This is a genomic window from Oscillochloris sp. ZM17-4 (assembly GCF_019599295.1).
Classification (GTDB): Bacteria; Chloroflexota; Chloroflexia; order Chloroflexales; family Chloroflexaceae; genus Oscillochloris.
The window spans coordinates 1-25,635 of record NZ_JAIEWN010000034.1; the positions used below are offsets into that span (position 1 = coordinate 1).

At 62.0% G+C, this 25,635-nt stretch carries 16 protein-coding genes and 1 pseudogene; 8 read left to right on the forward strand and 9 right to left on the reverse strand.

Features of this window, described 5'->3' with window-relative positions; all coding sequences use genetic code 11:
- Window positions 1–2,755: type I restriction endonuclease subunit R (locus tag K2Z83_RS20160; RefSeq protein ID WP_220596987.1), on the reverse strand; the 2,755-nt coding region annotated here is incomplete at its 3' end.
- Window positions 2,756–2,873: 118 nt separating this feature from the next.
- Between K2Z83_RS20160 and K2Z83_RS20165 the strand changes: the two genes are divergently transcribed.
- Both K2Z83_RS20165 and K2Z83_RS20170 read left to right on the forward strand, forming a co-directional pair.
- Window positions 2,874–3,098 (forward strand): hypothetical protein, encoded by a 225-nt coding sequence (locus K2Z83_RS20165; RefSeq protein WP_220596988.1) that lies wholly within the window; start codon window positions 2,874–2,876, stop codon window positions 3,096–3,098.
- Window positions 3,083–3,415, forward strand: coding sequence for a type II toxin-antitoxin system PemK/MazF family toxin (locus K2Z83_RS20170; RefSeq protein ID WP_220596989.1), 333 nt, complete (start codon window positions 3,083–3,085; stop codon window positions 3,413–3,415). The genes K2Z83_RS20165 and K2Z83_RS20170 overlap by 16 nt, the downstream gene beginning before the upstream one ends.
- A gap of 16 nt (window positions 3,416–3,431) precedes the next feature.
- On the opposite strand, the gene K2Z83_RS20175 is transcribed toward K2Z83_RS20170, so the two are convergent.
- The 5 genes from K2Z83_RS20175 to K2Z83_RS20195 all read right to left on the reverse strand — a co-directional run bounded on the left by K2Z83_RS20175 (window position 3,432) and on the right by K2Z83_RS20195 (window position 11,520).
- The gene (locus tag K2Z83_RS20175; protein ID WP_220596990.1) at window positions 3,432–6,179 is read right to left on the reverse strand and encodes a YCF48-related protein; all 2,748 of its coding nucleotides are present in this window, start codon (window positions 6,177–6,179) and stop codon (window positions 3,432–3,434) included.
- Between the two features lie 106 nt (window positions 6,180–6,285).
- The gene (locus K2Z83_RS20180) at window positions 6,286–7,626 is read right to left on the reverse strand and encodes a restriction endonuclease subunit S (protein WP_220596991.1); all 1,341 of its coding nucleotides are present in this window, start codon (window positions 7,624–7,626) and stop codon (window positions 6,286–6,288) included.
- Window positions 7,623–8,279 carry a DUF4276 family protein gene (locus K2Z83_RS20185; RefSeq protein WP_220596992.1) on the reverse strand — a complete coding sequence of 219 codons (657 nt, stop codon included), beginning with the start codon at window positions 8,277–8,279 and terminating at the stop codon, window positions 7,623–7,625. Before K2Z83_RS20185 ends, K2Z83_RS20180 begins: the two co-directional genes overlap by 4 nt.
- Window positions 8,280–9,734, reverse strand: a complete 1,455-nt coding sequence (locus K2Z83_RS20190) for an AAA family ATPase (protein ID WP_220596993.1) — start codon at window positions 9,732–9,734, stop codon at window positions 8,280–8,282. It abuts the gene before it with no gap.
- 43 nt (window positions 9,735–9,777) lie between these two features.
- Window positions 9,778–11,520 carry a class I SAM-dependent DNA methyltransferase gene (locus K2Z83_RS20195; protein WP_220596994.1) on the reverse strand — a complete coding sequence of 581 codons (1,743 nt, stop codon included), beginning with the start codon at window positions 11,518–11,520 and terminating at the stop codon, window positions 9,778–9,780.
- A 537-nt stretch (window positions 11,521–12,057) separates the two neighbouring features.
- Here K2Z83_RS20195 and K2Z83_RS20200 point away from each other — a divergent pair.
- Entirely contained in the window at window positions 12,058–12,411 is a 354-nt protein-coding gene (locus K2Z83_RS20200; protein WP_220596995.1) for a type II toxin-antitoxin system Phd/YefM family antitoxin, read from the forward strand.
- Between the two features lie 887 nt (window positions 12,412–13,298).
- On the opposite strand, the gene K2Z83_RS20205 is transcribed toward K2Z83_RS20200, so the two are convergent.
- Complete coding sequence (locus K2Z83_RS20205) at window positions 13,299–13,595, reverse strand: hypothetical protein (RefSeq protein ID WP_220596996.1); 297 nt, start codon at window positions 13,593–13,595, stop codon at window positions 13,299–13,301.
- Window positions 13,592–14,125 carry a hypothetical protein gene (locus K2Z83_RS20210; RefSeq protein WP_220596997.1) on the reverse strand — a complete coding sequence of 178 codons (534 nt, stop codon included), beginning with the start codon at window positions 14,123–14,125 and terminating at the stop codon, window positions 13,592–13,594. The genes K2Z83_RS20205 and K2Z83_RS20210 overlap by 4 nt, the downstream gene beginning before the upstream one ends.
- A 588-nt stretch (window positions 14,126–14,713) precedes the next feature.
- Between K2Z83_RS20210 and K2Z83_RS20215 the strand changes: the two genes are divergently transcribed.
- The 4 genes and pseudogenes from K2Z83_RS20215 to K2Z83_RS20225 all read left to right on the forward strand — a co-directional run bounded on the left by K2Z83_RS20215 (window position 14,714) and on the right by K2Z83_RS20225 (window position 24,892).
- A complete protein-coding gene (locus K2Z83_RS20215) occupies window positions 14,714–15,517 on the forward strand; it encodes a response regulator transcription factor (protein WP_220596998.1) in 804 nt (267 codons plus the stop codon).
- Window positions 15,518–16,135: 618 nt separating this feature from the next.
- Window positions 16,136–16,336 (forward strand): annotated as a pseudogene (locus K2Z83_RS30065) (hypothetical protein); the annotation flags it as partial.
- A gap of 102 nt (window positions 16,337–16,438) precedes the next feature.
- The gene (locus tag K2Z83_RS20220) at window positions 16,439–23,338 is read left to right on the forward strand and encodes an RHS repeat-associated core domain-containing protein (RefSeq protein WP_220596999.1); all 6,900 of its coding nucleotides are present in this window, start codon (window positions 16,439–16,441) and stop codon (window positions 23,336–23,338) included.
- Window positions 23,339–23,578: 240 nt separating this feature from the next.
- The gene (locus tag K2Z83_RS20225) at window positions 23,579–24,892 is read left to right on the forward strand and encodes an RHS repeat domain-containing protein (protein ID WP_220597000.1); all 1,314 of its coding nucleotides are present in this window, start codon (window positions 23,579–23,581) and stop codon (window positions 24,890–24,892) included.
- Here the strand turns inward: K2Z83_RS20225 and K2Z83_RS20230 are convergent.
- Complete coding sequence (locus K2Z83_RS20230; RefSeq protein ID WP_220597001.1) at window positions 24,884–25,156, reverse strand: helix-turn-helix transcriptional regulator; 273 nt, start codon at window positions 25,154–25,156, stop codon at window positions 24,884–24,886. The two genes, K2Z83_RS20225 and K2Z83_RS20230, sit on opposite strands and share 9 nt — an antisense overlap.
- Window positions 25,157–25,344: 188 nt before the next feature.
- Here K2Z83_RS20230 and K2Z83_RS20235 point away from each other — a divergent pair, with 188 nt between their 5' ends.
- A complete protein-coding gene (locus tag K2Z83_RS20235) occupies window positions 25,345–25,599 on the forward strand; it encodes a hypothetical protein (protein ID WP_220597002.1) in 255 nt (84 codons plus the stop codon).
- Window positions 25,600–25,635: the final 36 nt, after the last annotated feature.

Consider the following 25,635-nt stretch of genomic DNA (forward strand, 5'->3'; position numbering starts at 1 on the left):
TCGCGGCCAGCAGCGCCCGCTGCGGGTCGCGGCTCTCGCCCGAGCCGACCTCGCCCGGCGGGGTCAGAGCGAAGTCTTCGCCACCCTCTTTCAGGTTCATCCGGCGCGTCTCCTGGTCCTTCAGCCGGTAGTGGGTCAGCTTCACACCCGAGAGGTCGATCTCCTCGCTCAGCCGGTCGGTCGCCAGCAGCGGGACGAGCAGCCGGTAGAACATCGCCCGCTTCTCCAGGTCGGTGTCGCCGTAGTTGATGATCTGCGAGAGGAAGTCGTACAGCCGCACGAAGCTCGCCAGGTCTTTACGCACGATCTCCAGCTCGTCCAGACCCTTCTTATCCTTGGCGTCGCGGGCCTCGCGCCAGCGCACCCGGAAGCGCTCGACCGCCGGGGCCAACCCGGCCTGCAACGCGGCCTGCTTGCCCTTGGGGTCGAGGTAGACCTTCACGAAGGTCTCGATCTCGGACTCCGTGTAGAGCCGTGTGTCGTCGAGCTTGGCCTGGAGCGTGTGGATGAGGTTGGGGTCGGTGACGCCGGCCAGCTCGGCGCGCTTGTAGTAGGGCTTGAAGGCGGCCAGGATGTCGTTGGGGTCGTTGACGAAGTCCAGCACGTAGGTGGCGTCTTTGCCCGGCGCGACCCGGTTCAGCCGCGAGAGGGTCTGCACGGCGGTGATGCCGTCCAGCCGCTTGTCCACGTACATCGCGCAGAGCAGCGGCTGGTCGAATCCAGTCTGGTATTTGTTGGCGACGATCAGCACCTGGTAGTCGTCGCCCTTGAAGGCATCGCGGATGTCGCGCCCTTTCAGGCCGGGGTTCATACTGTGCTCGCTGAAGGGGCTTGGCCCGCTCTCCAGGTCGCTCACCTCGCCGGAGAAGGCCACCAGCGCCGCCAGGCCGGCGTAGCCCTGCTGGCGGATGTAGGCGTCAATGGCCAGTTTGTAGCGCACCGCCTCCTTGCGCGAGCCGGTGACGACCATCGCTTTGGCGTGGCCATCCAGCAGCCGCTGCACGTTCTCGCGGAAGTGCTCGACGATGATCTGGACCTTCTGGCTGATGTTGTAGGGGTGCAGGCGCACCCAGCGCATCAGGCCCTTCATCGCCGCCGCCTGATCGACCTCGCTCTGGTCGTACTCCTGGCCGTTGTGGGCCAGCCGGAAGGCCAGCCGGTAGGGCGTATAGTTCACGAGCACGTCGAGGATGTAGCCCTCCTCGATCGCCTGCTGCATGCTGTAGATGTGGAAGGCGACGGGCATGTTGTCGTCGGCCGGCGGGCGACCGGAGTCGGGCCGCCGCCCGAAACGCAGCAGGGTCTTGGCCTTGGGCGTCGCGGTGAAGGCGAAGAAGCTGATGTTCGGGTGGCTCGCCCGGTCTTCCATCTCGGCCAGCAGCACATCCTCGGCGCTAACCTCCTCGCCTTCCTGGATCTGCTCGGCTGAGAGCACCTTGCTCAACGCGCTGGCCGCCGAGCCGGTCTGCGAGGAGTGGGCCTCGTCGGCGATCACCGCGAAGCGGCGTGTGCGCAGGCTGCCCTGCGTGCGGATGGCCTCCAGGGCGAAGGGAAAGGTCTGCAAGGTCACGATGATGATCGGGGTGCGATCGAGCAGGGCCTTGGCGAGTTGCTCGGACTTCACGCCGGCCTTGCTCTCGATTTTGGCTACCACGCCGGTCTTATGCTCGAACTGGTAGATCGTCTCCTGGAGCTGGGCGTCGAGCACGGTGCGATCGGTGACGACGATCACGGAGTCGAAGATTTTGGCGTCTTGCGCGTCGTGTAGGCTGGAGAGGCGGTGGGCCAGCCAGGCGATCGAGTTGGACTTGCCCGAGCCGGCCGAGTGCTGGATGAGGTAGCTCTGGCCCGGCCCCTCGGCCCGCGCCGCGCCCACCAGCGCGCGCACCGCGTCCCACTGGTGGTAGCGCGGGAAGATCAATGCCTCCTTGACCACCGTGCGCCCCTGCGCGTCCTCGGCGGGCGTCTGCTCCAGGTGGGCGAAGTTGGCCAGGATGTCGAGCAGGCTGGCCCGCTCTAGCACGCGCTCCCAGAGGTAGCTGGTGCGGTAGCCGGCCTCGTTGGTCGGGTTGCCCGCGCCGCCATCATTGCCCAGGTTGAAGGGCAGGAAGCGCGTGGCCTTGCCCTCCAGCCGGGTGGTCATCCAGATCTCGTCGGTGCTGACTGCGAAGTGGACGAGGGCGCGGCGCTTGAACTGGAGCAGCGGCTCGTCGCGGTTGGTGGCCGGGTCGCGCGGCGGTCGGTCCTGGCGGTACTGGGTGATGGCGTCGCGCACGCTCTGGGTGAAGTCGGTCTTCAGCTCGGCGGCGGCCACCGGCACGCCGTTGACGAAGAAGGCCAGGTCAAGCGAGTCCTTGGCCGCGTTGAGGCTATAGCGCAGCTGGCGCACCACCCGACAGCGAACCTTGGCGTGGCGGGCCAATGTGGTCGGGTTAAGGCCTTGGGCCGGCTGGAACTGGCACATCTCGAAGCGAGCGCTGACGTGCTTGAAGCCGCGCCGCAGCACGGCCAGGGCACCGTCCTTGTCGAGCACCTCGGCCAGCCGTTTGAGCACGACCTTGCCGGTGTCGCCGTTGTGCAGGCGGCCCAGCTTGGCCAGCTCGGTCGGCTGGGTCTCTTCCAGCCAGCCCAGCACGTCCTCGGGGTAGAGCGCCAGCTCACGGTCGTAGCCGTCGCTGCGGCCCTCCAGCCAGCCGTTGGCCGTCAGGTGGGCCACAACCTCATCCTCGAAGGTGCGCTCGCGATGTTTGGTCATCAGGCCCTCACCCCCTGGCCCCCTCTCCCGCTGCGGCGGGAGAGGGGGGACGCGATACAACTGTATGTGCTGCGCGATGTGGTATGATTCTGTCCATCGTCTGAAAGGAGGCCCGTCGATGACGGCTGTAACCCTGCGTGAGATCGATGAGCGCCTGCGGCAGCTGCCGCCCGAGAAGCTCGCCGTGGTCTACGACTTCATCTCTTACTTGATCGAGCGTGACGCCGCTGCGCTACTGGCACAGGCCGAGCCGGATGCCCGCGATTCGGCCCTCGCCAGCGAGCCGGTGCTGCGCCGCGATTGGGATCGCCCCGAGGAGGATGCCGCGTGGGCGCATTTGTAAAAGGCGATGTTGTCGTCGTGCCCTTCCCCTTCTCCGACCTCAGCGCCAGCAAGCGCCGCCCGGCCCTCGTGCTGGCCGACCTTAGCGGCGATGATGTGATCCTTTGCCAGATCACCAGCCAGGCCGCCCGCGACCGCTACGCCATCCCGCTACTTGACGCCGACTTCGCCGAGGGCGGGCTGCGCCAGGCCAGCCACATCCGCCCAAACCGTCTCTTTACCGCCGACAGCGCCCTCATCCTCTACCGCGCCGGCCACATCAGCGACGCCAAGGGCGCTGAGGTGATCGCGGCCATTCTGGCGATCCTCCAGTCATAACATTGCGGTCATTCATTTAGCGCCTGATAAGCGGTAGGTAGACGTGAGCGAGCGGCGGCGGCGCGGCGACCTGCCCGCCCGGCGCAAGCGTCGTCGCGGTCGTACCATCGCCGGGCAGACTCCCGACCTGCGTGGTGGTCACGGTGGCGTCGAGCGCCTTTGTTCCAGCATTCGTCACCGTAAAGGCACCATCCGTTCCGATCGCGAAAGTGGAAGCCACACCATCACCATTGGTGACGCAGGCCCCATACTGGCGGCTGTTCTCCGCCGAGACCTCGTCGGTCAGCGTCTGGCAGTAGCTCCCGTCGGTCGCGGGCGTGAAAGTGGTGGCGCGCGGCGTGCCCTGGATGACCAGGCTGTCGTTCTGGCCACCACTCAGCGATGCGCCGCCCAGGGTCATGGCTGACCCGTCGCCGAAGGCGGTCAGCGTATAGGGCTCCGTCGCGGCGGCGAGGGTCGTCTGGAGGCCGGCGGCGGGCTGCACGGTCACGGTGTAGGTCTGGCCGGCGGGCAGATAGTAGGCCTCCGGCGAGGTGGCGTTGGGCTGGTCTGGGTTGAAGCTGAAGTTGACCAGCCGCAGCGCGCCGGAGATCTCCTGGGTCGCGTCGAGCGCATTCGGGCCGATCTGGTGGCCCTGGCTATCGGTGATCAGCAGGTCAGCGTTCCCATCAATTCCTAGCGTGATTCCGCTGTCGTTCGCAGCCAGCGGTGCTGTTGTGGCCTGTGGCAGACCGACGAAGGCTGGGTAGAGCATATTCACCGGCACGTAGGAGAGATGGGCGTTCCCTGACCAGGTCGTGCCTGCCCACAGCTCATATTGCCAGGTATTCAGGCCGAGATCCACGCTAAGTTGACGGGTCGTGACACCTGGCCAGTTCGGGTCGTAGATCGATATCGTGCCGGTATTCCCAACCTGCTGGGTGCCATAGGCGACAACCGCGTGACCCGCCCCAGGCACAGAGAAGACCAGGATCGCCACATTGCCAGCCTGGGTGATCTGCTGGATGGCGCTGAAGGTCTGGGCCGGGGTGTCGCGGCTATGCCGTGAAAGCCACGCTTGGATCTGCACGCTCTGCTGGCGGCCCTGGTAGAGGAAGATATAGTCCTTCACATTGCTCTGGCCAACGTGTACAGCGCCGCTTATTACCGGGGGCAGATCGCCAATCTGGGTGAAGCGCCGGTAGTAAGGATTGAGGATCTGTTGCTCTGTCGTATCGTTCAAGTCGAGGTAGCGCAACGTGCTCACCGCCGCCATCCCGAAGCAGTCGCCGCCGCCGACCCCGCGATAGGTCTGGCTGCGGAAGTAGGTCTGCGCACCCAGGCGAGGCTGTCCGTTCGGCAGCTCCATGCTGTTGGCCGGGAAGGTGCGCTTAAAGATATCCCAGCTCGCGCCGGGGATGGTGTCGCCAGGGGTGTAGCCAAAGTTGTAGAAGGTCTTTGCGTAGTTGAAGCCGTCGAGGGTAGGGTCGTAGGTGCCCTTGAGGTTGATATGGGCTGTGTCGCTATTTACGCCGCCGACACTGTTGCTGACCCGTACCCAATAGGCGGTATCGACGCTCAGGGACGGCGTGGTGAATGTGCGCGCCGTCGCGCCAGCGACTGGTTTGCTCGTGTCGCCGCTGATACCCTCGTACCACTGGTAGCTGAACGGCGCGGTGCCCAATCCAACTATCACGTCGAGCATCACCGTGGTACCGGGGCGGATGCGCTGGTTGAGGGGTTGTTCGCTGATAGTCAGCGGTGAGCCCTGGCCCTCGCTATAGCGTTGCAAAGTGCCATACGTTGCTACATAAATAAGGCCGGAAGTCGATGGGTCGATTGCTAGTGACGTTATGGAATTTGCCACAAAGCCGCCGTAGGCGCTCCAGGTGGCGCCTCCATCTGTGCTGCGATAAACAGTAGATGATCGATCGACAGCATAGAGTGTTGAGGGGGTACTCGGGTCAAAATGAACCGATACCACCTCGCCCGTGATGCCCTGGGAGGAGGACGACCAGGTCCCGCCACCATCGGCGCTCCGGTAGGCTCCCAGCTCCGTGGCGGCAAAGATAATGTCTGGATTTGTCGGGTGAAACGCGAGTTGCGAAATCTTCGGGGCGCCAGGTAGCGCTATTGACGGCCCCCATGTCGTACCACCATCAGTGCTGCTCTGAATAATGCCATACCATCCACCAACAATGATACGAGTTGGTAGGGTTGGATGAACGGCAATATCATTGGCTGCTGCATTCGCTCCTACCTGAGACCAGCTTGCGCCGCCATCTTGAGTACGGTAAATGAGGCCAGCGCTTAGTACATAGGCTGTCTGTGAGTTTGCGGCCTCGATATCGGTATGCCCTCCTTCGGGAAGCACTGCTCCGTCAGCGCGACTCCAGGTCGTACCGCCATCAATGCTGCGAACCACGAACGGTTGCCCCCATACGATGTTGGTATTGTAGAGGGTGAGGGGTTGTGTCGGCGCTGATATGAGTTGGGTCGATCCACTCTGGCCGGTGTTTAGATGCGACCACGTTGCGCCACTATCGATCGAGCGGTACACACCGTCATCCGCTCCTACTATAAGGGTCGATGAGTTGTGTGGGTCAACAATAACCGTTTTGATATTTGTCGCTGGCGTCTTGATCGCTGTCCAATTGCCTGTCGCTCGCACCTGGGTTGGCCATGCTGGCGTGGTTAAAAGCAGCGCACATATGAGGAACAGCATGTTGTTGCGAAATTGTGCGGCAAGCCGAAATGTCTGAAGACTGTTCTTCCAGATAGGCATGGTCTGACCTCTCAGGTTAGTAATGCTATTTCGCCTTTGACTGCACCTCGATCCACTCCTGGTTATTCCCTATCAGCGCTGCGGCCAATATCTCGCGCAGAGCCTCTCAGCGCGCCCAGGCGCCGTTGTCGCGATACCCCCGCACGTCGATCTGCCCCGTGACCGCCGCCGCCACCAGCGCCGTGCGGTGCTCGCGCAGCACGGCGATCATCTCCTGCGCCTTGGCGATCAGGGTGTCGATGTGGGTGGTTTCTCGATCTAGATAGTCTGCAATCACCGTCTGTTCGGAAATCGGAGGTAGTGTAATGTACTGTTCCTTTATGTCTTCTGCATGTACATTATGATTGGCACCTCCGTGAAGTGATCTCAGAAGTCCTTCTTGAAAATTCTGCGACTTAAATGAGTACCTTAGGAACTCAGTATACGCATTAAACCTGAAACGTATTAAGTATGAAGCAAATACTGATCGTTCAGGATATTGGACTATGCCGAATCGCCCGATAGTTCCGCTGCGTGCAAATAAGAAATCGCCCTGACCAACACCGAAGGCACCTTCATTATCCGGTGTCACCTGAACAAAAGGCATGTTGCTAAAGTTAATATTGGCAAAGTCGTCAATATCTGTAATTCTTATAAGTTTCACGCCCTCGTCTATATATGATTGCTCAGTATAATATCCTTGCTTATGTTCAATAGTAATTCTTCGTGTCTTTAATACCTCCCAATGCGCCGGCACCTCCCCAAGCCACGGCACGCCGCTGTCCCGCATCGGCGCGGCGGGGTCGAGGCCCTTCGTCACGACGTGGCTGATCAGCGCGCGGCGCTTCTCCTGGAGCGTCGCGATCAGCGCCTCCTGCTTCGCCACCAGCGCGTCGATCCGAGCCGTCTCCGCGTCGAGGAAGGCGGCGATGGCGCGCTGCTCGGCGAGGGGAGGCAAGGCAATTGCAAAATTCTCAATAAAATCCGCAGGTACCCGTTTTTGCCCACCTGCTCCATACATTGCAGCTTCGCCTTGCTCATGGAAACCTGATGAGCGCGTTAGATGAAACATGAAAGCGGCATCTATCTCCGGCCCAGCGCGTAGGACATGCAGCTCAGTGGTGCCTAATCCGATCCCATTGTGGAGGTTTCGGCAAAGCGCCCCTTTACCATTCTCAAAACAGGGGGTGATTTTTGCTACCAGTACATCATGATCTCGAAAATAGGTGTACCCCCCTCCAACATCGGCGAGTGCGCGTAGCTCGGACGCTTGAAGACTCCCATCCTCGCCAATAGCTTCCATTGGCACGAAGGAGACAAGGGTATCGCCGGGGATCGACTGTGTTTCCGACCGAAGAGGGTTGATCTGGCAGACACGTCGCAGCCGTTTTGCATTCCAATGGGCAGGGATGTCTCTCAGCCACTCAATGCCTGTGTCACGGTATTCCGGGTAGCGCGGGTAGCTCATGCCTGCACCTCCTGGGCGGCGCGCAGCGCGGCGATGGCGGCGGCGGTATCATCGCGCAGGCGACGCCAGGCCGCTAGCTGCTCCAGGGAGCCACCGAGCGGCAGTTCCTCAATCAGCTGCTGGCGACGCTGGCCCATACTCTGCCTGAAGCTCCTGAGGCGCTTGCCGGCTAGCGGCTGGGCGGCGGTCAGCAGCGCGGCCTCCAGGCGCTCCTTCGGGCGGCTGGTCTGCTCGATCCGGTTGAGCGGGGGCAGATTCAGTGGCTCGCGCCCATTGGGTCGGCCCGCCACCCGGCGGATCGCCGCCTCGTCCGTCAGCAGCCACGCCTCGGTCTCGTGGATCGGCACCACTGCAACATGCGCCAGATTGATCGCGCTCGCGGCCACCGCCCGCATAATCTCGCTGTGGCGTGGCTCAGGATCATCATTGTCGGCATCGCGGTGAACAAAATAGAGGTTGGCCAACGGATTCAGACGATGCGCCGCGCGTAGCCGCAGCACCATGTTGTGACCGACCGGCACCTCTAGACGCGCGAAAGGCGGCACCGATCCGCTCGCCTCAGTGGCGCCGACCTGGATGCAGAGGTTTGCCAAGTGCTCCACGAGCCCATGCTCGGTGGTGCCCTCACCGATCAAGAGAAACTGCACGCGCATCTAGCCTAACCCTTCGACAAGCGCATCGAGCTCAAAGTCTGGAAGCTTTAACTGGGCGTTCTCCGGTGCCGCGAGGTAGTCGATAATCGTGCTTAGGCTAATCGCCGCCCGATCCTGGCGTGCGCGCCATGTGCCATTAAGCGGGCGAAAGCGCAGCGTTCGCACTGCCGCACCGTCCTCGCCACGTATCTTTACCTCCTGAGCGAAAAGAAGATTATCGGGGTGCTGCAGCTGGACGAAGGCGGGTGAATGTGTCGCGAGGATGACCTGGCGCAGCGGGTTCTCTGCGCCTGATGCCTCACGTGGATCGACCGCGAGTGCCTGGAGCAGCGCGGTCATCTCGCCCATGCGCGCCGGGTGGATGCCATTTTCCGGCTCCTCAATGCAGATCAGCCCATGCGCCTCCGGGTCAGCTGCGAGCACCGCCAGAGTCAGAAAGCGCAGTGTGCCGTCCGACAGCGCAGCCGCCGGCAGGCGTACGCCGCTACGCTCCTGGGCCACAACCGTCAACATCTGGCGCACGTCATCAACCTCAACCTCAATTGAACTGATCGGGACGAGCCGGGCCAGCCGATTCGCAATATCGGCATAGATATTGGCGGCGTCATCCCCTGCCTTCTGGGCCCGGGTTGCCAGACGGTAAAGGGTTGCCGGAATGTGGCCGCCGGCCCCCGTGATCGCCGCCGGTGTTTGGAAGCGATCTGAGCGGCGCATGGCCGATGGCTCTAGAGCCAGGAAGAGCCAGCTCTGCATCTCACGGCGCGCCGCGAGGATCGTTGGGGTGGTAGAGGTGTTTGATGTGCCGACAATCGTTCGCGGCGCGCTGCTGGCAGGCGCAACTTGGCCAGGGCCACGCGATCCTCCGTCCTGGTGGACGAGAATCTCGGTCTGGCCGTCAGACGCCTGCTTTGTTGAAATATACCCCGAGTGCTTTCTGCGCTTATTCTTTACCACCGCTGAGCGAAAGAGCTGCGCACTGTGTGGAAATCTGAGCCTACTCGCCGCCTCGCCCTCGGTAATGTAATTGAGGTGTTCGGCCAGCAGCACGAGGCGACCGAGGGCGCCGTGCTGATCCGGCGGCTCATAGCCTATCTGCACTTCATAGCGCAGAAACGTGGAAGAAGCCTCAGTGGAGCGCCCAAAGTCGTCGCGCACCAGCGGGTCGACGATCATCTCAGCAGCTATAGAAAAGTGCAGTTCTTCATGATTACGGGCCACACTTTGCGTATCACGATAAAAGAGATCGCGCAGATCTCCGGTCTCAATATCGCCGTCACGGACACGCAGGGCAGCCTCTACAAGCGTATGGTCTGCCAGTAACGCAAGAAAGCGAATGGCATCAAAGAGATTCGACTTGCCGACACTATTAGGGCCGGCAATACATGTCAGCGGGCCAAAATCGACGGTGACACCTATCAGGTTTTTAAATCCATCTACTTCGAGACGTGTCAACATAGCGATAGTCCTTATGTAGTGCCTGCTGGGGGCTACTGCTATTCTACTTGTTTCTCGTCATCGGCTCCTTGACGATCGCGCCCAGCAGCTCGGTGATCTCCGCGCCGAGGCGCTGGAGGTCGGCGTCGATGGCCTCCAGCGGGCGCGGCGGGGTGTAGGCGTAGAAGTGGCGGGTGAAGGGGATTTCGTAGCCCACCTTGGTCTTCTCCCCGTCCACCCAGGCGTCGGGCACGTGCGGCAGCACCTCGCGGGCCACGTAGGCGTCCACGTCATCCTTCAGCGGCACGTTCTCGGTGTCGCGCAGGCTGCTGTCGGCCTTCGGCTGGCCCTTGCGGTCGCGTTCAGGCTTGCCCTTGGCGTCATATAGCGGGCGCTCGACCGTGATCGTGCGGTAGCCGAAGTCGTCGTTGTCGAAGATTCTGCTGTGCTCGCCCGCCTCGAAGACCCCGTAGAGCTTCACGATCCGCTCGATGTCGGCCTCGCCCAGCTCCTTGCGCTTGCTGCCCAGGCTCTTGCGCATCTTCACAAAGAAGCTCGCCGCGTTGATCAGCTGGATCTTGCCCCTGCGCTCGGGGGCCTTGTGGTTGCTCAGCACCCAGATATAGGTGGCGATGCCGGTGTTGTAGAACATGTCGGTGGGCAGGGCGACAATCGCCTCCAGCCAGTCGTTCTCGATCACCCAGCGCCGGATCTCGCTCTCGCCGCTGCCCGCGCCGCCGGTGAAGAGCGGCGAGCCGTTCAGCACGATCGCCACCCGGCTGCCACCCTCCTTCGCCGGGCGCATCTTGCTCAGCAGGTGCATCAGGAAGAGCAGGCTGCCATCGGAGACCCGCGGCAGACCGGGGCCGAAGCGGCCGTCGTGGCCCTTCTGCTTATGCTCTTTGCGCACCGCGTCCTCGACCTTCTTCCACTCGACGCCGAAGGGCGGGTTGGAGAGCATATAGTCGAATCGCTGGCCGGCGTGGCCATCGTGCGAGAGCGTATTCCCGCAGATGATCCGGTCTACCTCATAGCCCTTGATCAGCATATCGGCCTTGCAGATCGCGTAGCTCTCCTCGTTCAGCTCCTGGCCGAAGATGCTCAGCCGGGCATCGGGGTTCATTGCGTGCAGGTGCTCTTCGGCCACCGCGAGCATGCCGCCGGTGCCGGCCGCCGGGTCGTAGATGCTGCGCACCACGCCGGGCTTGCTCAGATTTATATCGTCGGGAGTGAACAGCAGATCGACCATCAGCCGGATCACCTCGCGCGGCGTGAAGTGCTCTCCAGCGGTCTCGTTCGAGAGCTCGGCGAAGCGGCGGATCAGCTCCTCGAACATCATGCCCATGCTCTCGTTGGAGACCGCTGCCAGGCTGAGGTCGATCGCGGCGAAGCGGCCGACCACCTGGTAGAGCAGGTTGGCCCCGTCGAGCTTGGCGAGCTGCTTCTCAAACTCATAGCGCTCGAAGATATCGCGCACGTTGGGACTGAAGCCGGCCACATAGTCGAGCAGGTTCGCCTTGATGCCGTTGGCGTCGCCCAGGAGCGTGGGGAAGTCGAACTTCGAGGCGTTATAGAAGCTGTAGCCCGCCGCGCGGGCGAGGAAGAGACTCACGTCGAGGCCGCTGTCCTTGCGCTTCGCGTGCTCGGCCAGCACCGCGCCCTTGGTCTGCGCGAGCACCCCGTCGAGGCGGCGCAGCAGGGTGAAGGGCAAGATCACCTTGCCGTAGTCGGACTGCTTATAGTCGCCGCGCAGCAGCTCGGCGATCGCCCAGACCAGGCCGGCATTGGCGGTAGGGGTAGAAGTCACAGTGAATCCTTCAGACAATGCAGCGGCGCGGGGCGCAGGAACGCCTCGAAGAGAAGATATGGCGGCAGGGGGCGGGCGGCATGGCGCAGCGGCGTGAGCGGACGGGAGATCATTGGCGGCCCCTGGCGGCAGTGGCGCCGGCGCGGCATTGCGCGGGCGCTGCACTGGGCCGGGCCAGGAGCACCTTGCGGGGGGCGCATGGGGGTGCTACAATAGCCAAGCACAGCACAAACGAATATCGTGTGACAGAACCCACTCACAGCTTGCCGGCGTCGGGTGGGTTTTGTGTTGCTGGCGACAAGTATAGCACGTCCACGCCACCGATTACCAGTGAACGGATCTTTAGAAACGACAACACAGACATATAAGCAGTTCCTCAATGTATACCTGCATCCAAGAGTGTGCTGTTGTCTGTCGCCCACATATGCTATGCTGTGCGTACACAGCGAAGCGATACAAAGCGCATGTGAATCGCATGTGGCGCTGTAGCTAAACCACGTCGCACACGAACGTCCACAACAAGAAAGGATGGCTCAAATGCCGACCCGAGCAAACCTGAACCTGAATGTCGATCTCCAACGAGGCGTCGTTCCCATCTCCAAGGCGGCATCATCGTTGGCGGCGCTGATCAAGCGCGCCAACACAACTGGCCAGCCGGTCATCGTGACGCAGAAGGGATATCCGACCGGGGTGCTGCTCCCGATCGGGATGTTCAGCGCCCTGAAGGACATGGTCGAGCATCAGGGTGAGCCGGAGCCGACGTTTGAGCCAGAGACCGCTGACGCGATCGGGGATGCGCTGGGCGCGTACGAATCACCACCTGCCGTCGAGGACGCCGCGCCGCAGGAGACCACCGCCCTGAAGCAGCGGCGGCGCAAGCGTACCGAGTAAACCGAGGTCGTCGCCTAACTACCATCACTTCGGCCGCAGATCACACGCGCCGCCCACACGGGCCGGCGCGTTTTGCATTTTTTGGCGACGGATACGTACGGGGGAAGGCACGGGAAGCGAGTTCGCAGACCCCTTTTATATGCGAAGTTAGCCCTCACCCACACCGCAGTGCCAGGCCATGCCGACTTCGCATATGATAGGGAGTGCCCCCTTTTTCGAGGTCGTTCCAGCTGCGCATATGATCGACACCTGGAGCGCGCATGCCAACACCAATCACGCGGGGGGAATCGGGGGCGAACTCAGCCCCCCGATAGGCACATCACACAGTTTGACAACGAAAAGCAGTGTCGCGACGAGAGGCGCAAGGGGTGCGGTGCTATAGAGGATGTCTGCCTCCGGCCACTGCGCGGTGTAAACGCGGTGTGGGCGCGGCCAATGTGTAAAGAGTTTGTGCCAGGGATGCCCAGGCGGCTTTGGGGATGCCCGGAGCATGTGCCTGCTGATGCCTTGGGCATCCTTAAAACTGCCTGGGCATCCCTGGCGATGACAGCAAGCAATGCCCCCGGCTGCCCGACAGTTGCCAGAATTCGCTTCCGTGACCGGGCACAGAATCAGCACGCCCTGGCGCGATACAGATCGCGCCAGGGCGTGCGAGGGTTTGGATCGGGTCAGCGGGAGAGGAGTGTCAGGCAATGATCGAGTGTTCCCTTCTCCAGCATGCGTCCGGCCTCATAGGCTCGCCACTCGTTGGAGTCGAGGCCCTGCCCGGTCACCGCGAGCCAGCGATATGCAAATTCACGCCCGATTGCGCGCTGGATCTGCTGGAGCCGGCGGCTATCCGGCGCCACCCAGAGCGGGAGCGGGGCCAACCCGAGTTTTGCCCGACGTCAGACATCAGGCGAAGGGTACCAGGAGGCGCGACGGCGCAGGCCCTCCGGAGGGATACCGTCATCAAGCTCGATCATCAGCGTGGTGCGATGATAGATTTCCTCACGGAGAATCGTCGGCATCCAGGGGATCGCGCCGGCTGGCATAATATCTGCCGCATCCACCCACTGATGGATCGTTACGAGCGCCTCGGCCCGGCCCACGGCCCGTTCGGGGTTGATCGCGGGCTCGCGGCCGACGTAGAGGCCGGCCAGCTGCGGCGTGCCGTGGTAGATCGCGAGCAGCACCGCTTTCATGCCGCCCACAAGCGCACGCGGGAAGCGCCGCGCAGGATCGCGAAGCGGGCCATGACGATGAGATCCTCCAGTTCAATGTGGAGAAACCCCTCGGTGAGATATGAGTCGTCAAAGGGCATCGCGCTGCTGGCGGCTGCGACGGCCGCAACGAGCGCAGGGTCAGTCGGTGTGTCAGCTGGCCCAAGCGCATCGTAGAGCGCCTGGAGCGCGTGCAGCATCACGACGGGTGTCGTCCATGCGCGCTCCCGCACGGCGTGGCACGCGGCGATTGCTGCCTGGGCCGATTCCAGGATTGCCGCCGGGATCGCCGCCAGATCTGCGCGCTGCGTGAACACATACTCCAGGGCCGCATCGATATCGCCCAGATCGTCGTCCGCGACCTGGAGCAGCGGCGTCAGATCCAGGGCCAGGACGCGGGCCAGTGCCTGGGTGATCGCCGGCTCCGCGAGCCAGCAGGCCGTTCCATTCGTGCATCGCCAGGTGCCCAGTGGCGGCAAATGCGTATCATCTTGAAGAAACAGCGCGCGCATCGCGTCTTCTCACAGATCGATCACGAGCGGCGGGTTGATCGGCTCGTCGTGGCGCGTGCAGCTGCTGGCATTGAGGAACGTCGTTCCCCCGTCGGTCATCCGGCCATAGCCCTCATGAATGTGGCCATAGATGGGGTGATCGTACTTTTTTCGGGAAATGTTCCGGTAGGGTTAAAAGCGTTAAAGAAGCTTTTAGCGCATTGGGACGCCTTTTGTAGCGAATACGCCCTATCTCGGTTCTGTTCCGTCTCGTCGGCCGGTGTTACTTCGTCGTAGAATCATGGACGCAGAATCAGCGTCTTTCGCGTCCTGCATACCTGCTACCGCGTATCCTCGTCCTCATGGTCGGCTGCGGTCGCTCCGCGCAGCGGCCGGCGCTAGCGCAGATCCCAGGATGGCGTCGGCTGAAACTGGTAGCGGCCGAGCAGATTGATGTGCGCCCAGCCCATGTGTGATGCCCCCCTCATCCACCGCAAAATCCTTTTCCATTGCCCCCAACATGTCAACGGGAAGTCAACGGCGGGGTCGATACTCTTCCATGTGGCGACCATCAGGGATGGTTTTACTGGTATGCCCATGGAGGTTTGTGTGTCCAAGAGGAATCAGTCGCTCCTGGCGATTGCACCGCGCTCCGTTGTCTTGCCGCCCGTATCAGCCCGGATCCTGATCGTCGATGATGACGCCTCAGTCCAGCAGGTTCTTGCCCAAAGCCTTGCGCGCGCCGGCTACACGCCAGTGCTGGCAGGAAGCGGCGCGGAAGCGATACTGCAGTTCCGTAACCGCCCGCCCGCGCTGGTGCTGCTCGACCTGATGCTGCCGGATAGCGACGGGCTGTCCGTGTGTCGGTCGCTCCGCGCAGAAAGCGCGGTGCCAATCCTCATCCTCTCAGCACTCGGCGGCGAGTCCGAGCAGGTGGCTCTCTTCGATGCGGGTGCCGACGATTATCTGGTCAAGCCGGCGCGGCGCGAGGAACTGCTCGCACGCATCCGTCGCGCATTGGCCCGGAGCGCGGCCCTCACCGCTACACCCCCGACGGTCTATCAGCTTGGCACGGTGCGCATTGATCTGCGCCGGCATCAGGCCTGGCGGGACGATGCGCCGCTGCCATTGTCGCCAAGCGAGTGGACGCTGCTGCTGGCGCTGGCCCAGGCGTCCACACATGTGCAGACCGTGGCGCAGCTGTGCGAGCAGCTCTGGCCCGATGATCCAAAGCGTGATGGTGTGGCCCTCCACCCGGTGGTCACACGGCTGCGCTCCAAGCTTGGCGAGGCGCTCACCATCACCAATGTACGGGGCGTCGGCTATCGTCTGGACGTTCCTGCTTCCTCATCGCGTGGCCGTATGAGCGGCAGCCTGTCTCGTGTGCGGCTCACGCGATCTCAGGTCGCCTGAGGTGCCTTAACGCACGCTTAACACAATTGATCGTCAATTGTCAGTCTTTCCTGCCATCCATACGCTGAAAGTGTGGTACTATCTGCCTCGGCCTTTGCCCGTTATTTGCCCGGATATATACGCGGACGAATCGAGGAGCGCGGATTGACCCGCGATCGTCTCCGATTTCACATTCTTTCGGGAGTTCCTATGCGGCGCACTGTCACCCTGCGTTCCTGGTCGGTCGTCCTGCTGTTCAGCATCCTGAGTAGCCTTATCCCTCCGACGACACCGTCCGTCGCAGCCGCGACCACGCCACTGGTCTTCCCTCCCGCTGCTGCTCTTCCCACGATTCCCGCGACCCGGCCCCTGCCTGCGTCCAGCGTGCGCCCGCCGGATTCGTTCCGGCCCAACGGCGCCGAGATGTCGCTTCCGACAACGCTGGCCGCACAGACTGAGTCGCTCTATGATCCGATCCCCGCGGAGAGTGTGAATCTCGCCGCTAACAAACGCGCAACCGCGAGCTCCTATGCTTCTGTTTTTTTTGGTGGGCTCCCGCGCTATGCGAATGACCATAGCTTCTATTCTGGCTGGCAATCGGATAACGAACAGGGGAACACGCCCTAGTGGCAAGTTGATCTTGGTCAGGTCTATGTCGTTGACCAGGTATATTTTGAAGAGGGATATTATTTGCGTGATGGATGTTATTACCAGTACAATTTTACTCTAGATACTAGTACTGATGGAGTTACGTGGAGCACAGTGGCGAGTGGGCAGACCGATGGGAGCATAGATGTCACCTTTTCAGACACCCCAATCGCCACCCGATATCTCCGCGCGACATTTACCACGCCCGGGATCTTGAGCGGCGCGCATGCTGCCGAGTGCGTTCAGGATAATAACCCGGCGCAGTTAGACTTCGTTAGTTTGACGTATGTGGCTGTGTACGGCATCCAGAAGATGCTTCCTGGCCAAGAGTCGGCAAACGAGGCATGCCCGTGTAACACTAACACCGCGCCTGATACCAAGACCCCGGTCAACACGCGCAGCGGCGCATACTGGTATCGCACCACCGATCTGACCGTCCCATCGCCTGGCCCAACCCTCGCCTGGAGTCGCACCTACCTCAGCCAGAGCATTACCGAGACGACGGATCTCCTTGGTCCTGGCTGGAATTTGCTCTATACGACGCGGTTAATCACCGAAACAATGCCCGGCGGTGAGCCAGGCATTGCAACCATCATAACACCGGAGGGCAATCGCTTCCGGTTCCAGGATATGGGATTCGCTGATGGCTACCAGGGCGAGTTCCTGGCCTTCCCCGGCGTCTATAGCTCGCTCGTGCGAGGTACAGCGACATATACGCAGACCTTGCCCGATCAGACCCAACGCGTGTTTGCCACAGACACGGGTCGCTTGACATCCACTATCGATCCGCAGGGGCGTGCGCTAACCGTGGCGTACACTGTTGATGGACGCCTCAGCCGCATCGAAGACGCCCAGAACAGCCAGCGATTTCTTGAACTGACCTACAATCCGGCGAACACTCGGATTGCGACCGTCTCCGATGGGCAGCGTACCATCAGCTACACCTACGACACGGCTGGCGATCTGACCACCTTCTCCGATGTCATGCAGCGGCCGACGGTCTACACGTATCAGGATCACCTTCTGACGGACATCGAAAATGCTGCGGGTCAGGTTGTTGAGCACATGGTCTATGACAGCTATACACCGCAGGGGCGGGTTACCTCCCAGGTGCTTGGTGATGGCTCGCAGCAGGCCTTTGCTTACTTCCCAGCGACGACGGTGATTACAACGACCGGAGCCGATCAGCAGCCGCAGGTGCAGTATATCCGCTATGCGGAGGATGATACCGTTCGCGCGATTATCCAGGATGGGGTGACGACCAGCGGGGTGCAGTTTGATGCTGCGTTCGCGCCCGCAACGCTCACGGACGGCAATGGGCATGTGACTGAACGCACCTCGAATACCGTTGGGCAACCGACCTCCGTCACCAATGCGCTCAATGAAACGACGTTCATCGACTACTGGGAAAATGGACAGCCCTGGCTGATTACCGGCGCAGATGGCCAGCAAACGGAGATTCTGTATACCGATGACAACAACATCCAGCAGGTGACAACCCAGCGGGTTCCCGGTGTCTCCGACGGCTTCACCACATACTATACGTATACAAATACGTTCCTGACCGAGCAGCGCGATCCCACGGGCGCGGTGACGCACTGGGATCGTAATGCCAGCGGGCAGGTGCTCACCGTGACGCTGGGCCTTAATGCGCCGTCCCTGGCGCAGACGACCGCCTATGGCTATGATGCGCTTGGCCGCGTGGTGACGACCACGGTGGGCGTGGGCACCAGCCAGGAGCGCACCGATGTCACCCAGTACAATGATGACAACACAGTGGCAGCGACGATTCAGCACTACGTGAATGGCGTCTTCGACGCGAATGCTCCCGACGAGGATCTGATCACGACCTACGGCTACGATATGCTGGGGCGACCAATTTGGGTGCGCGATGTGCAGGGGCACTATAGCGCTACGCACTATAACAACGCTGGACAGGTCGACTGGACGGCCCAGAACCTCACCGGTTATAGCGGGGGGACGAGTCTGCCGTCCGCTCCACCAGCCTTCGCACCGACTCAGCCTGATGCGAACGCCGTCACCTTCTACGCCTATGACGGCCTCGGGCGCACGAGCCTAATCACACAGACGGGCATCCTCACCGGCACCTTTACCCCTACCACCCACACCTTCAGCAGCGCCACCACGCGCACGACGTTGACCGAGTACGACACGCTCAGCCGACCGATCACCGTCACGCTGAACTACCAGCCCGGCGTGCTGGCCGGGCCGGATGTGAATGTCCAGATGCTGACTCTGTACGATGCGGCAGGGAATGTGATCTGGCAGCGCGACGCGCTCGGGCGCTGGGCCCACACCGCGTATGACGCGCTCAACCGGCCGATCACGGTCACGCTCAACTATGAGAATGGCGACCCGCTGACCATCGACAGCGCCAACACGAGCTGGGCGACCCTGACCGACACCGATGTGATCCAGGTGACGGCGTACCGACCCGATGGGCAGGTGGACTCCACCATCGACCACTATGTCGATGGCAGCTTCACTCCGTCTGAACCCGACCGCGACCGCACGACCGCCTATCAGTATGACGACCTTGGGCGCCCGACTGCGACCATTCGCAATTACGTCGATGGGGTGTCGTCGACCAGCGAGGCCGACACCGATCTGATCCAGACCACGGCGTATGATGCGCTGGGCCGGGTGCAGGGCAGCCAGGACGCGCTCGGACGCTGGGTCAGCCAGCAGTACGACGCGCTCAGCCGGGTGACCACGACGATCCAGAACTGTCGCGACGGCAGCGGGCCAGCGGCCACCGGCTGTACCGCATTCAGCGCAAGCACGCCTGACCGCAACGTGCCGAGCACAACCCATTACGACGCGCTCGGCCGCGCCTTCGAGCGCGTGGACGTGCTCGGCCACGCGACCCGCAGCAGCTACAACATCCTCGGCCGCACGACGACGACGACGCGCAACTATGTCAGCGGCGGCCCGACCGATAGCGACACCAATATCACCACCAGCCAGACCTACGACGCGCTCGGGCGCGTGCTGACGCAGACCGATGCGCTTGGCGTGGCCACCAGCCAGACCTACGACGCGCTCGGGCGGGTGATCACTGCCACCGATGGTGCGCAGCGCGTGTCGCATATGGGTTATGACGGGAGCGGCGCGCAACGTTGGAGCGAGACCCCCGACGGGCGCTTCACCGTGTCCCTGGTCGATGGCCTGGGTCGGGTGACGACGACCATCCAGAACTATCAGGATGGTGTGATTGGTGTCAACGAGCCAGTCGATCAGGATCTGATCACGCGCAGCGTGTACGATGTGGCCGGGCGGCGGGTGGCGACGATCGACCCTGAGGGCCGCGAGACGCGCTTCACCTACGACCTGAATGATCAGCTCCTGACGGTGACGGAGAACGCTACCGATGGTGCCTGCGCGCTCCCGCCCTGTAACGTGACGACCAGCTACGCCTACGACCGGGCCGGCAACCGGGTCAGCATCACCGACGCGAACAGCCACACGCGCAGCTTCGCCTACGACGCGGCCGACCGTCAGGTCTCCGAGACCGACGCCCTAAATCAGACGACGGCCTACCAGTACGACCGCCTTGGCCGCATGATCGGCAAAGACGACCCGCGTGGCAGCGCCTACGATGTCACCTATAGCTACGATGCGTTGGATCGGCCGATCGGGATCGCCGCGCCACAGCTGAGCGGGGCGATCTCCATGGGCTATGATGCGCTGGGGCGGCGCACCAGCCTGAGTGACGGCACTGGCACCACCAGCTTCAGCTACGATGATGCCGGGCGGGTGATCGGGGTGACCGCGCCGACGACCGGGAGTGTCGGCTATGCGTACAACGCGCTGGGCCAGCGCACCAGCCTGACCTACCCCGACAGCAGCACGATCGGCTACACCTACTGGGACGACGGCCAGCTCAAGGACGTGCTACAGGGGACAACCACGCTGGCTAGCTACGTGTACGACCCGGTCGGCCGGCTCGAGAGCGTGACCCGGGCCAATGGGGCGGTCACCAGCTATGGCTACGACGGCGCCGACCGGCTGACCGACTTGAGCACGCTGGCCGGAAGCGATGCGGTCAGTCAATATCACTACACGCTCAATCGCCAGGGTCTGCGAACTGAGATTCAAGAAGGGTTTGCTGATGGGGCGACGGTGACGCCGACCGATACGGCTACGCCGGTTGCCAGCCCGACCAACACCGCCACACCGACCGATACGGCTACGCCGGTTGCCAGCCCGACCAACACCGCCACACCGACGACAACATCGAGTGGGGTACTGGATGACTTCAATCGCGCGAATGGTTCAGTTGGCGGTCAGTGGGATGGGGATACTGGCTCGTTCCAGATCAACACGAATCAGCTCCAGAATACGAGTAGTGGTGACCTCTTCTGGGCCACCTCATTTGGGGCAGCCCAAAAGGTTGAGGTGACGCTGAGCAGTCTGGATAGCAGTAGCGATGAGATCGACCTGAATCTGAGTGCGCAAGACACCAGCGGTTGTAACCTGCTTGAGGTTTGGTACGATCCCGGGGCCGGTTGGGTGATGGTGAGTAGCTGCATGACGGCTGGAGGCTGGGTGCAGCAGGGCACAACCATCCCGGCGAGCTTCACGAGTGGGGACCGGTTCGGGGCGCAGGTGGACGCGAGCGGGGTGGTGACGGTCTTCAAGAATGGGGTGAGCATCGGCAGTCGTACGGTGAATGGAAGCTGGCCGTATATCGGGCAGGGCGGCCGGATTGGGCTCACGATAGTTGGCGGCAATAACCGCTTCGATGATTTCGATGGTGGAACGCTAGGAAGTGCCAGCCCGACACCCACCAATACGAGCACGCCCACGGCGACCAATACGGCCACGCCGGTTGCCAGCCCAACCAACACCGCCACACCGACCAACACCGTCACGCCGGTTGCCAGCCTGACCAACACCGCCACACCGACCAACACCGCCACACCGACCAACACCGCCACGGCGGTTGCCAGCCCAACGAACACCCCGACGGCGACTTCGAGTAGCGTGCTCGACGACTTCAATCGTGCGAATGGAGCTGTTGGGGGTTCGTGGGTTGGGAATACGGCTGGCTACAACATCTACAACCAGCAACTGCGGAAAGACTACAACGTCAACACCTACATTTATTGGCCGACTCAGTTTGGGGTAAATCAGCAAGCATCGGTGACGTTAAGCAGTATCGATACCAGTGGTTCGGACATCAATCTGCTACTCAAGAGTGTGAGCACAGTCAGCAGTTGCGGCGTGCTTGGGATCGGCTACGATCCCGCAGAAGATGTGGCATGGGTATGGACCTGTGACTGGTCGGAGGGCTGGCAGCAGCAGGGGAGCGACATCGCGGTACACTTTGCCGATGGCGACCGGCTGGGGGCAGAGGCCTACGCCGATGGCACGGTAGTGGTGCGTAAGAACGGCGCCGTGATCGGCCAGGTGCAGATCACGAGCAACTGGGCTTATGTATCGAGCAGCGGCTATATCGGGCTGTCGACGAACGGCGGCGAGCAGTTGTTCGACGACTTCGATGGCGGCTCGCTCAGCGGGGGTAGCTCATCGCTTGCGGTCGCCGCTGCGTCGGACGCGCCGGCATCAGCCGTGCGCGATGGCGCGGTCTACCTGCCGCTGGTGCGAGGCGGAGAAGGCGCAGCGAGGGTCACACGGCCTGCCATGAACGTGCTCTCGCAGACGCTCACTACGACCCGCACGATCACCTACGCCTACGACGGCCTCGCGCGCCTCACCGGCGCCGTCGAAACCGGCGCGACGACGAACAGCTACGCCTACACCTACGACCTGGCGGGCAACCGGACCAGCGCGACGGCCAACGGCGTCACGACGAGCCAGAGCTTCAACGCAGCGAACCAGGTGGTCGGCTGGAGCTACGACGCGGCGGGGAACCTGCTTAGCGACGGGACCACTACATATACCTATGACGCGCTGGGCCGCACGCTGACCCAGGGCAGCACCAGCTACACATACAACGGCGATGGCGTGCTGGTTGCGGCCGGGGCGACCCACTACGCCCAAGACCTCGCCTCCTCGCTGAGCCAGATCCTCAACGACGGCAGCGCCAATTACGTCTACGGGCTTGATCGGCTCGCAAGCAGCACCGGGACGTGGTATCTTGGCGACGCCCTCGGCTCCGTGCGCCAGACGCTGGACGCCAGCGGCGCCGTGCTCAACGCCGCCAGCTACGACCCCTGGGGCCAGCCGGTTTCGGGGACGATCGCGCCGTTTGGGTTTACGGGGGAGGTGCAGGACGATCAGGGGATGGTGTATCTGCGGGCGCGGTGGTATGATCCCGGCAGCGGCACATTTACATCGCGTGATAGCTTCGCGGGGTGGCCGGAGCAACCTGCGAGCCTCCAATACTATCAGTACGCCGCCAATGACCCGGCCCTGCTCAGCGATCCCAGCGGACAGTGCGCCGCCTACCATAACCAGGAATGTAGCCTCGTGCGAACCTGGTCCGAGTTCGAGGACATGTTCGGCCCACCGGTCTTTATCTACCCGCGCGCACCCGCCGAGTCGGCCCAGTCCCCACAGTGGCGCCGACCGAGTCCGCGCCAGGTGGCCGAGTGGGCGGCGGCGTATGATGTCGTCAGTCACGACCCCCGGTTTGCGATGGGCGCCTACCCTGTTGAGAGCGATCTGTTTGGGCAGGCCGAGGTGTTCGCCACCTACTTCCTGGGCTTCTCACTGCTCAATCCCAACTCGCCCTATGTGCAGGGCTTGCAGGCTGAACTGGACTGCCTTGATACAAAACTGAGCGACGGCACGGCATCGCAGGACGATGTGGTGCGGCGCATCGGCATCCTGGGCACGCTGGGCCTCCTCGTCGGGCAGGACTACTTCGGCCCGGATAAGGGAGGAAATACGGGTGGCGGCGGAAGGAGTTACACTTTTTCTCTTGCAGAAGAAGCTGACGGGTTTAGAATCGTTACAGGCAATGGTCCAAGGGGGGGGATTCGATTCATTAGCGAAGAGACAATTGAGGGTGATACCCTCTATATGCGTCGCTTTGATATCGAAGGACCAGGAGCAGGCTCTATGGGTCGCGCCGAAATAAACAGCTTCGCTAGTGAGTATGGCAAGCTACGTGGTGTTGGCACGGTAGTCATAGAGGGGGGGCGCCGCACTACTGGCAAATACAAGGGCCAAATCCCGAGACCCTGGGTAGTAAAGGTAAAATAGTATGCCAGCCGTGATACTTTTCGGGTGGAAGGAAGGTTTGAGAAAAGTCTCTCTCACCGAACTCCTCCATCATCAAGCAGGTCTCTCTCTGCGTGGTGCTAAGGATGCGGTGGATCGATTACTTGATGGAGAGCCCGTCAGTATTCCTTGCGACTCTTTGGCAGACGCAGAATCTTTAGCGCACGCAGCTACTATTCTAGGTGCCGTCTGTGAAGTATCTTCCCACTAAATTCGACTTTATTGTCTCCCTCCCTCAACTGGGCGACGACCCGCACGATCACCTACGCCTACGACGGCCTGAGCCGCCTGACCGGCGCCACCGAGGCCGGCGCGACCAGCAATAGCTACGCCTACAGCTACGATCTGGCCGGCAACCGCACCAGCGCGACGATCAATGGCGTCACGACGAGCCGGAGCTACAACGTAGCCAACCAGGTACAAGGCTGGAGCTACGATAACGCGGGCAACCTGCTGAGCGACGGCACGACGACGTACACCTACGACGCGCTGGGCCGCACGCTGACCCAGGGCAGCACCAGCTACAGCTACAACGGCGACGGCGTGCTGGTGCAGGCTGGGGCGACCCACTACACCCAGGACCTCGCATCCCCGCTCAGCCAGATCCTCAGCGACCCCTCGACGGGGCTCGGGGCAGGCGGCAGCGCGAACTACCTCTACGGCCTGGACCGCCTGGCCAGCAGCGCCGGCGCCTGGTACCTCGGCGACGCGCTGGGCTCCGTGCGCCAGACGCTCAATGCCAGCGGCGCGGTGCTGAGCACCGCCAGCTACGACCCCTGGGGCACGCCGACTTCGGGGATGATCGCGCCGTTTGGGTTTACCGGTGAACTGCAGGATAGCGCCGGGCAGGTGTATTTGCGGGCCAGGTGGTACAATGCGACCCACGGCACATTTACATCACGCGACCCATTTGAAGGCTACCTCACCCGCCCCGGTTCGCTTCACCCCTACCACTACGTCTACCAGAATCCCATCCTCTGGACCGATCCCACTGGCTATGACATGGATGCGATGTCCTATTTCCTGTGGGGCATTGTGGCGCAGTTTGCCTACAATAACGGGAATCTGGTGCCCGAGGCGCGCGCGAAGCTGGCACCTACTTCGTGCGAGCCCTTCCCGATGATGGTGGGGCGGCACGTTGGTAATATTGCCACCACGCTGCAGGGTCTGGCCGAGATCACGGCTGGGAGCGGGGGGATGGCAGGTGGCGGCGGGCTCTGTATCACCGGGGTTGGCTGCCTCGCCGGCGCGCCTCTCGCGGTGGCCAGTGCCGCAGTAGCTGCGCATGGGGTTGCGGTGGTTGGCCAGGCAGGCGCGAGCGAGATTGAGCTGATTGTTTATACCATTATGGGAGGTGGTGGCGGAAATAGGGGACCTGGCTTACCGGCGAATCCCGACATTCAATGGATTAAGGATAAACATTCGCAATCAGGCCAACATCGTCAGGAACATAAGAGCTATTTTTACGATGATCTGACAGATGCAGATTATCGAGATATGTTTGAGGCAGCTAGCGAGGGTAGTGGCTCAATTTAGAATGGCAGCACGCTCGCGATTATTTGGGTCAAACTCCAGGACATCATTCGTCGTTACCGGGCGTCCAAGCGCCTCAGAGTAGAATGAGCAGAGGCCCGCCAAGGTATCAAAGTCGATTCTCTCCGTGCGGGCATTCTCAATCTTGCTCATCTGCGCACGCGAGATGCCGACTCGGCCTGCCACCTCCTCGATCGTTACCGACCGTCCAATGCGCTGTGCATAGTCCATTCGAAGTTGCCGCGCACGTGAGATGATCTTTGCCACTAGTACCTCCGTCCCTTCGTCGTTGCTACGTATCTTAGCACATCCCTTTTAATCCTGTCAACTATAGATTACATTACATTGATCTAGATCATCATTCCAGGATCAATGCTTGAGACTCTGCATTTAATAATATACACTATAGCCGATAAATTGATAACAATAGATTACATTGCCACGAAGATCACCCGATGACCACTACTTGCGCCTACCGCCTCACCCGCATCGCCAACGACCTGGAGCTACTGGCGAGCGCCAACCGCCGCCAGATCACCATGGCACTGCGCGACGAGGCGATGGCGGCGGCCATGGAGCGCGCGGAGCTGCTCGCGCTGTTCCGAACGACCCCGGCGCAGGCGTGGGGCGGCTGGGCGATTGAGTCGGCCTCAGCGCGCGGTCACGCATCGCATGTGGTGGCGTGTGACCGCCTACAGGACGGAGTCTGATTGTTCTCCGACATGTGCGCCGCAGCGACACGCACA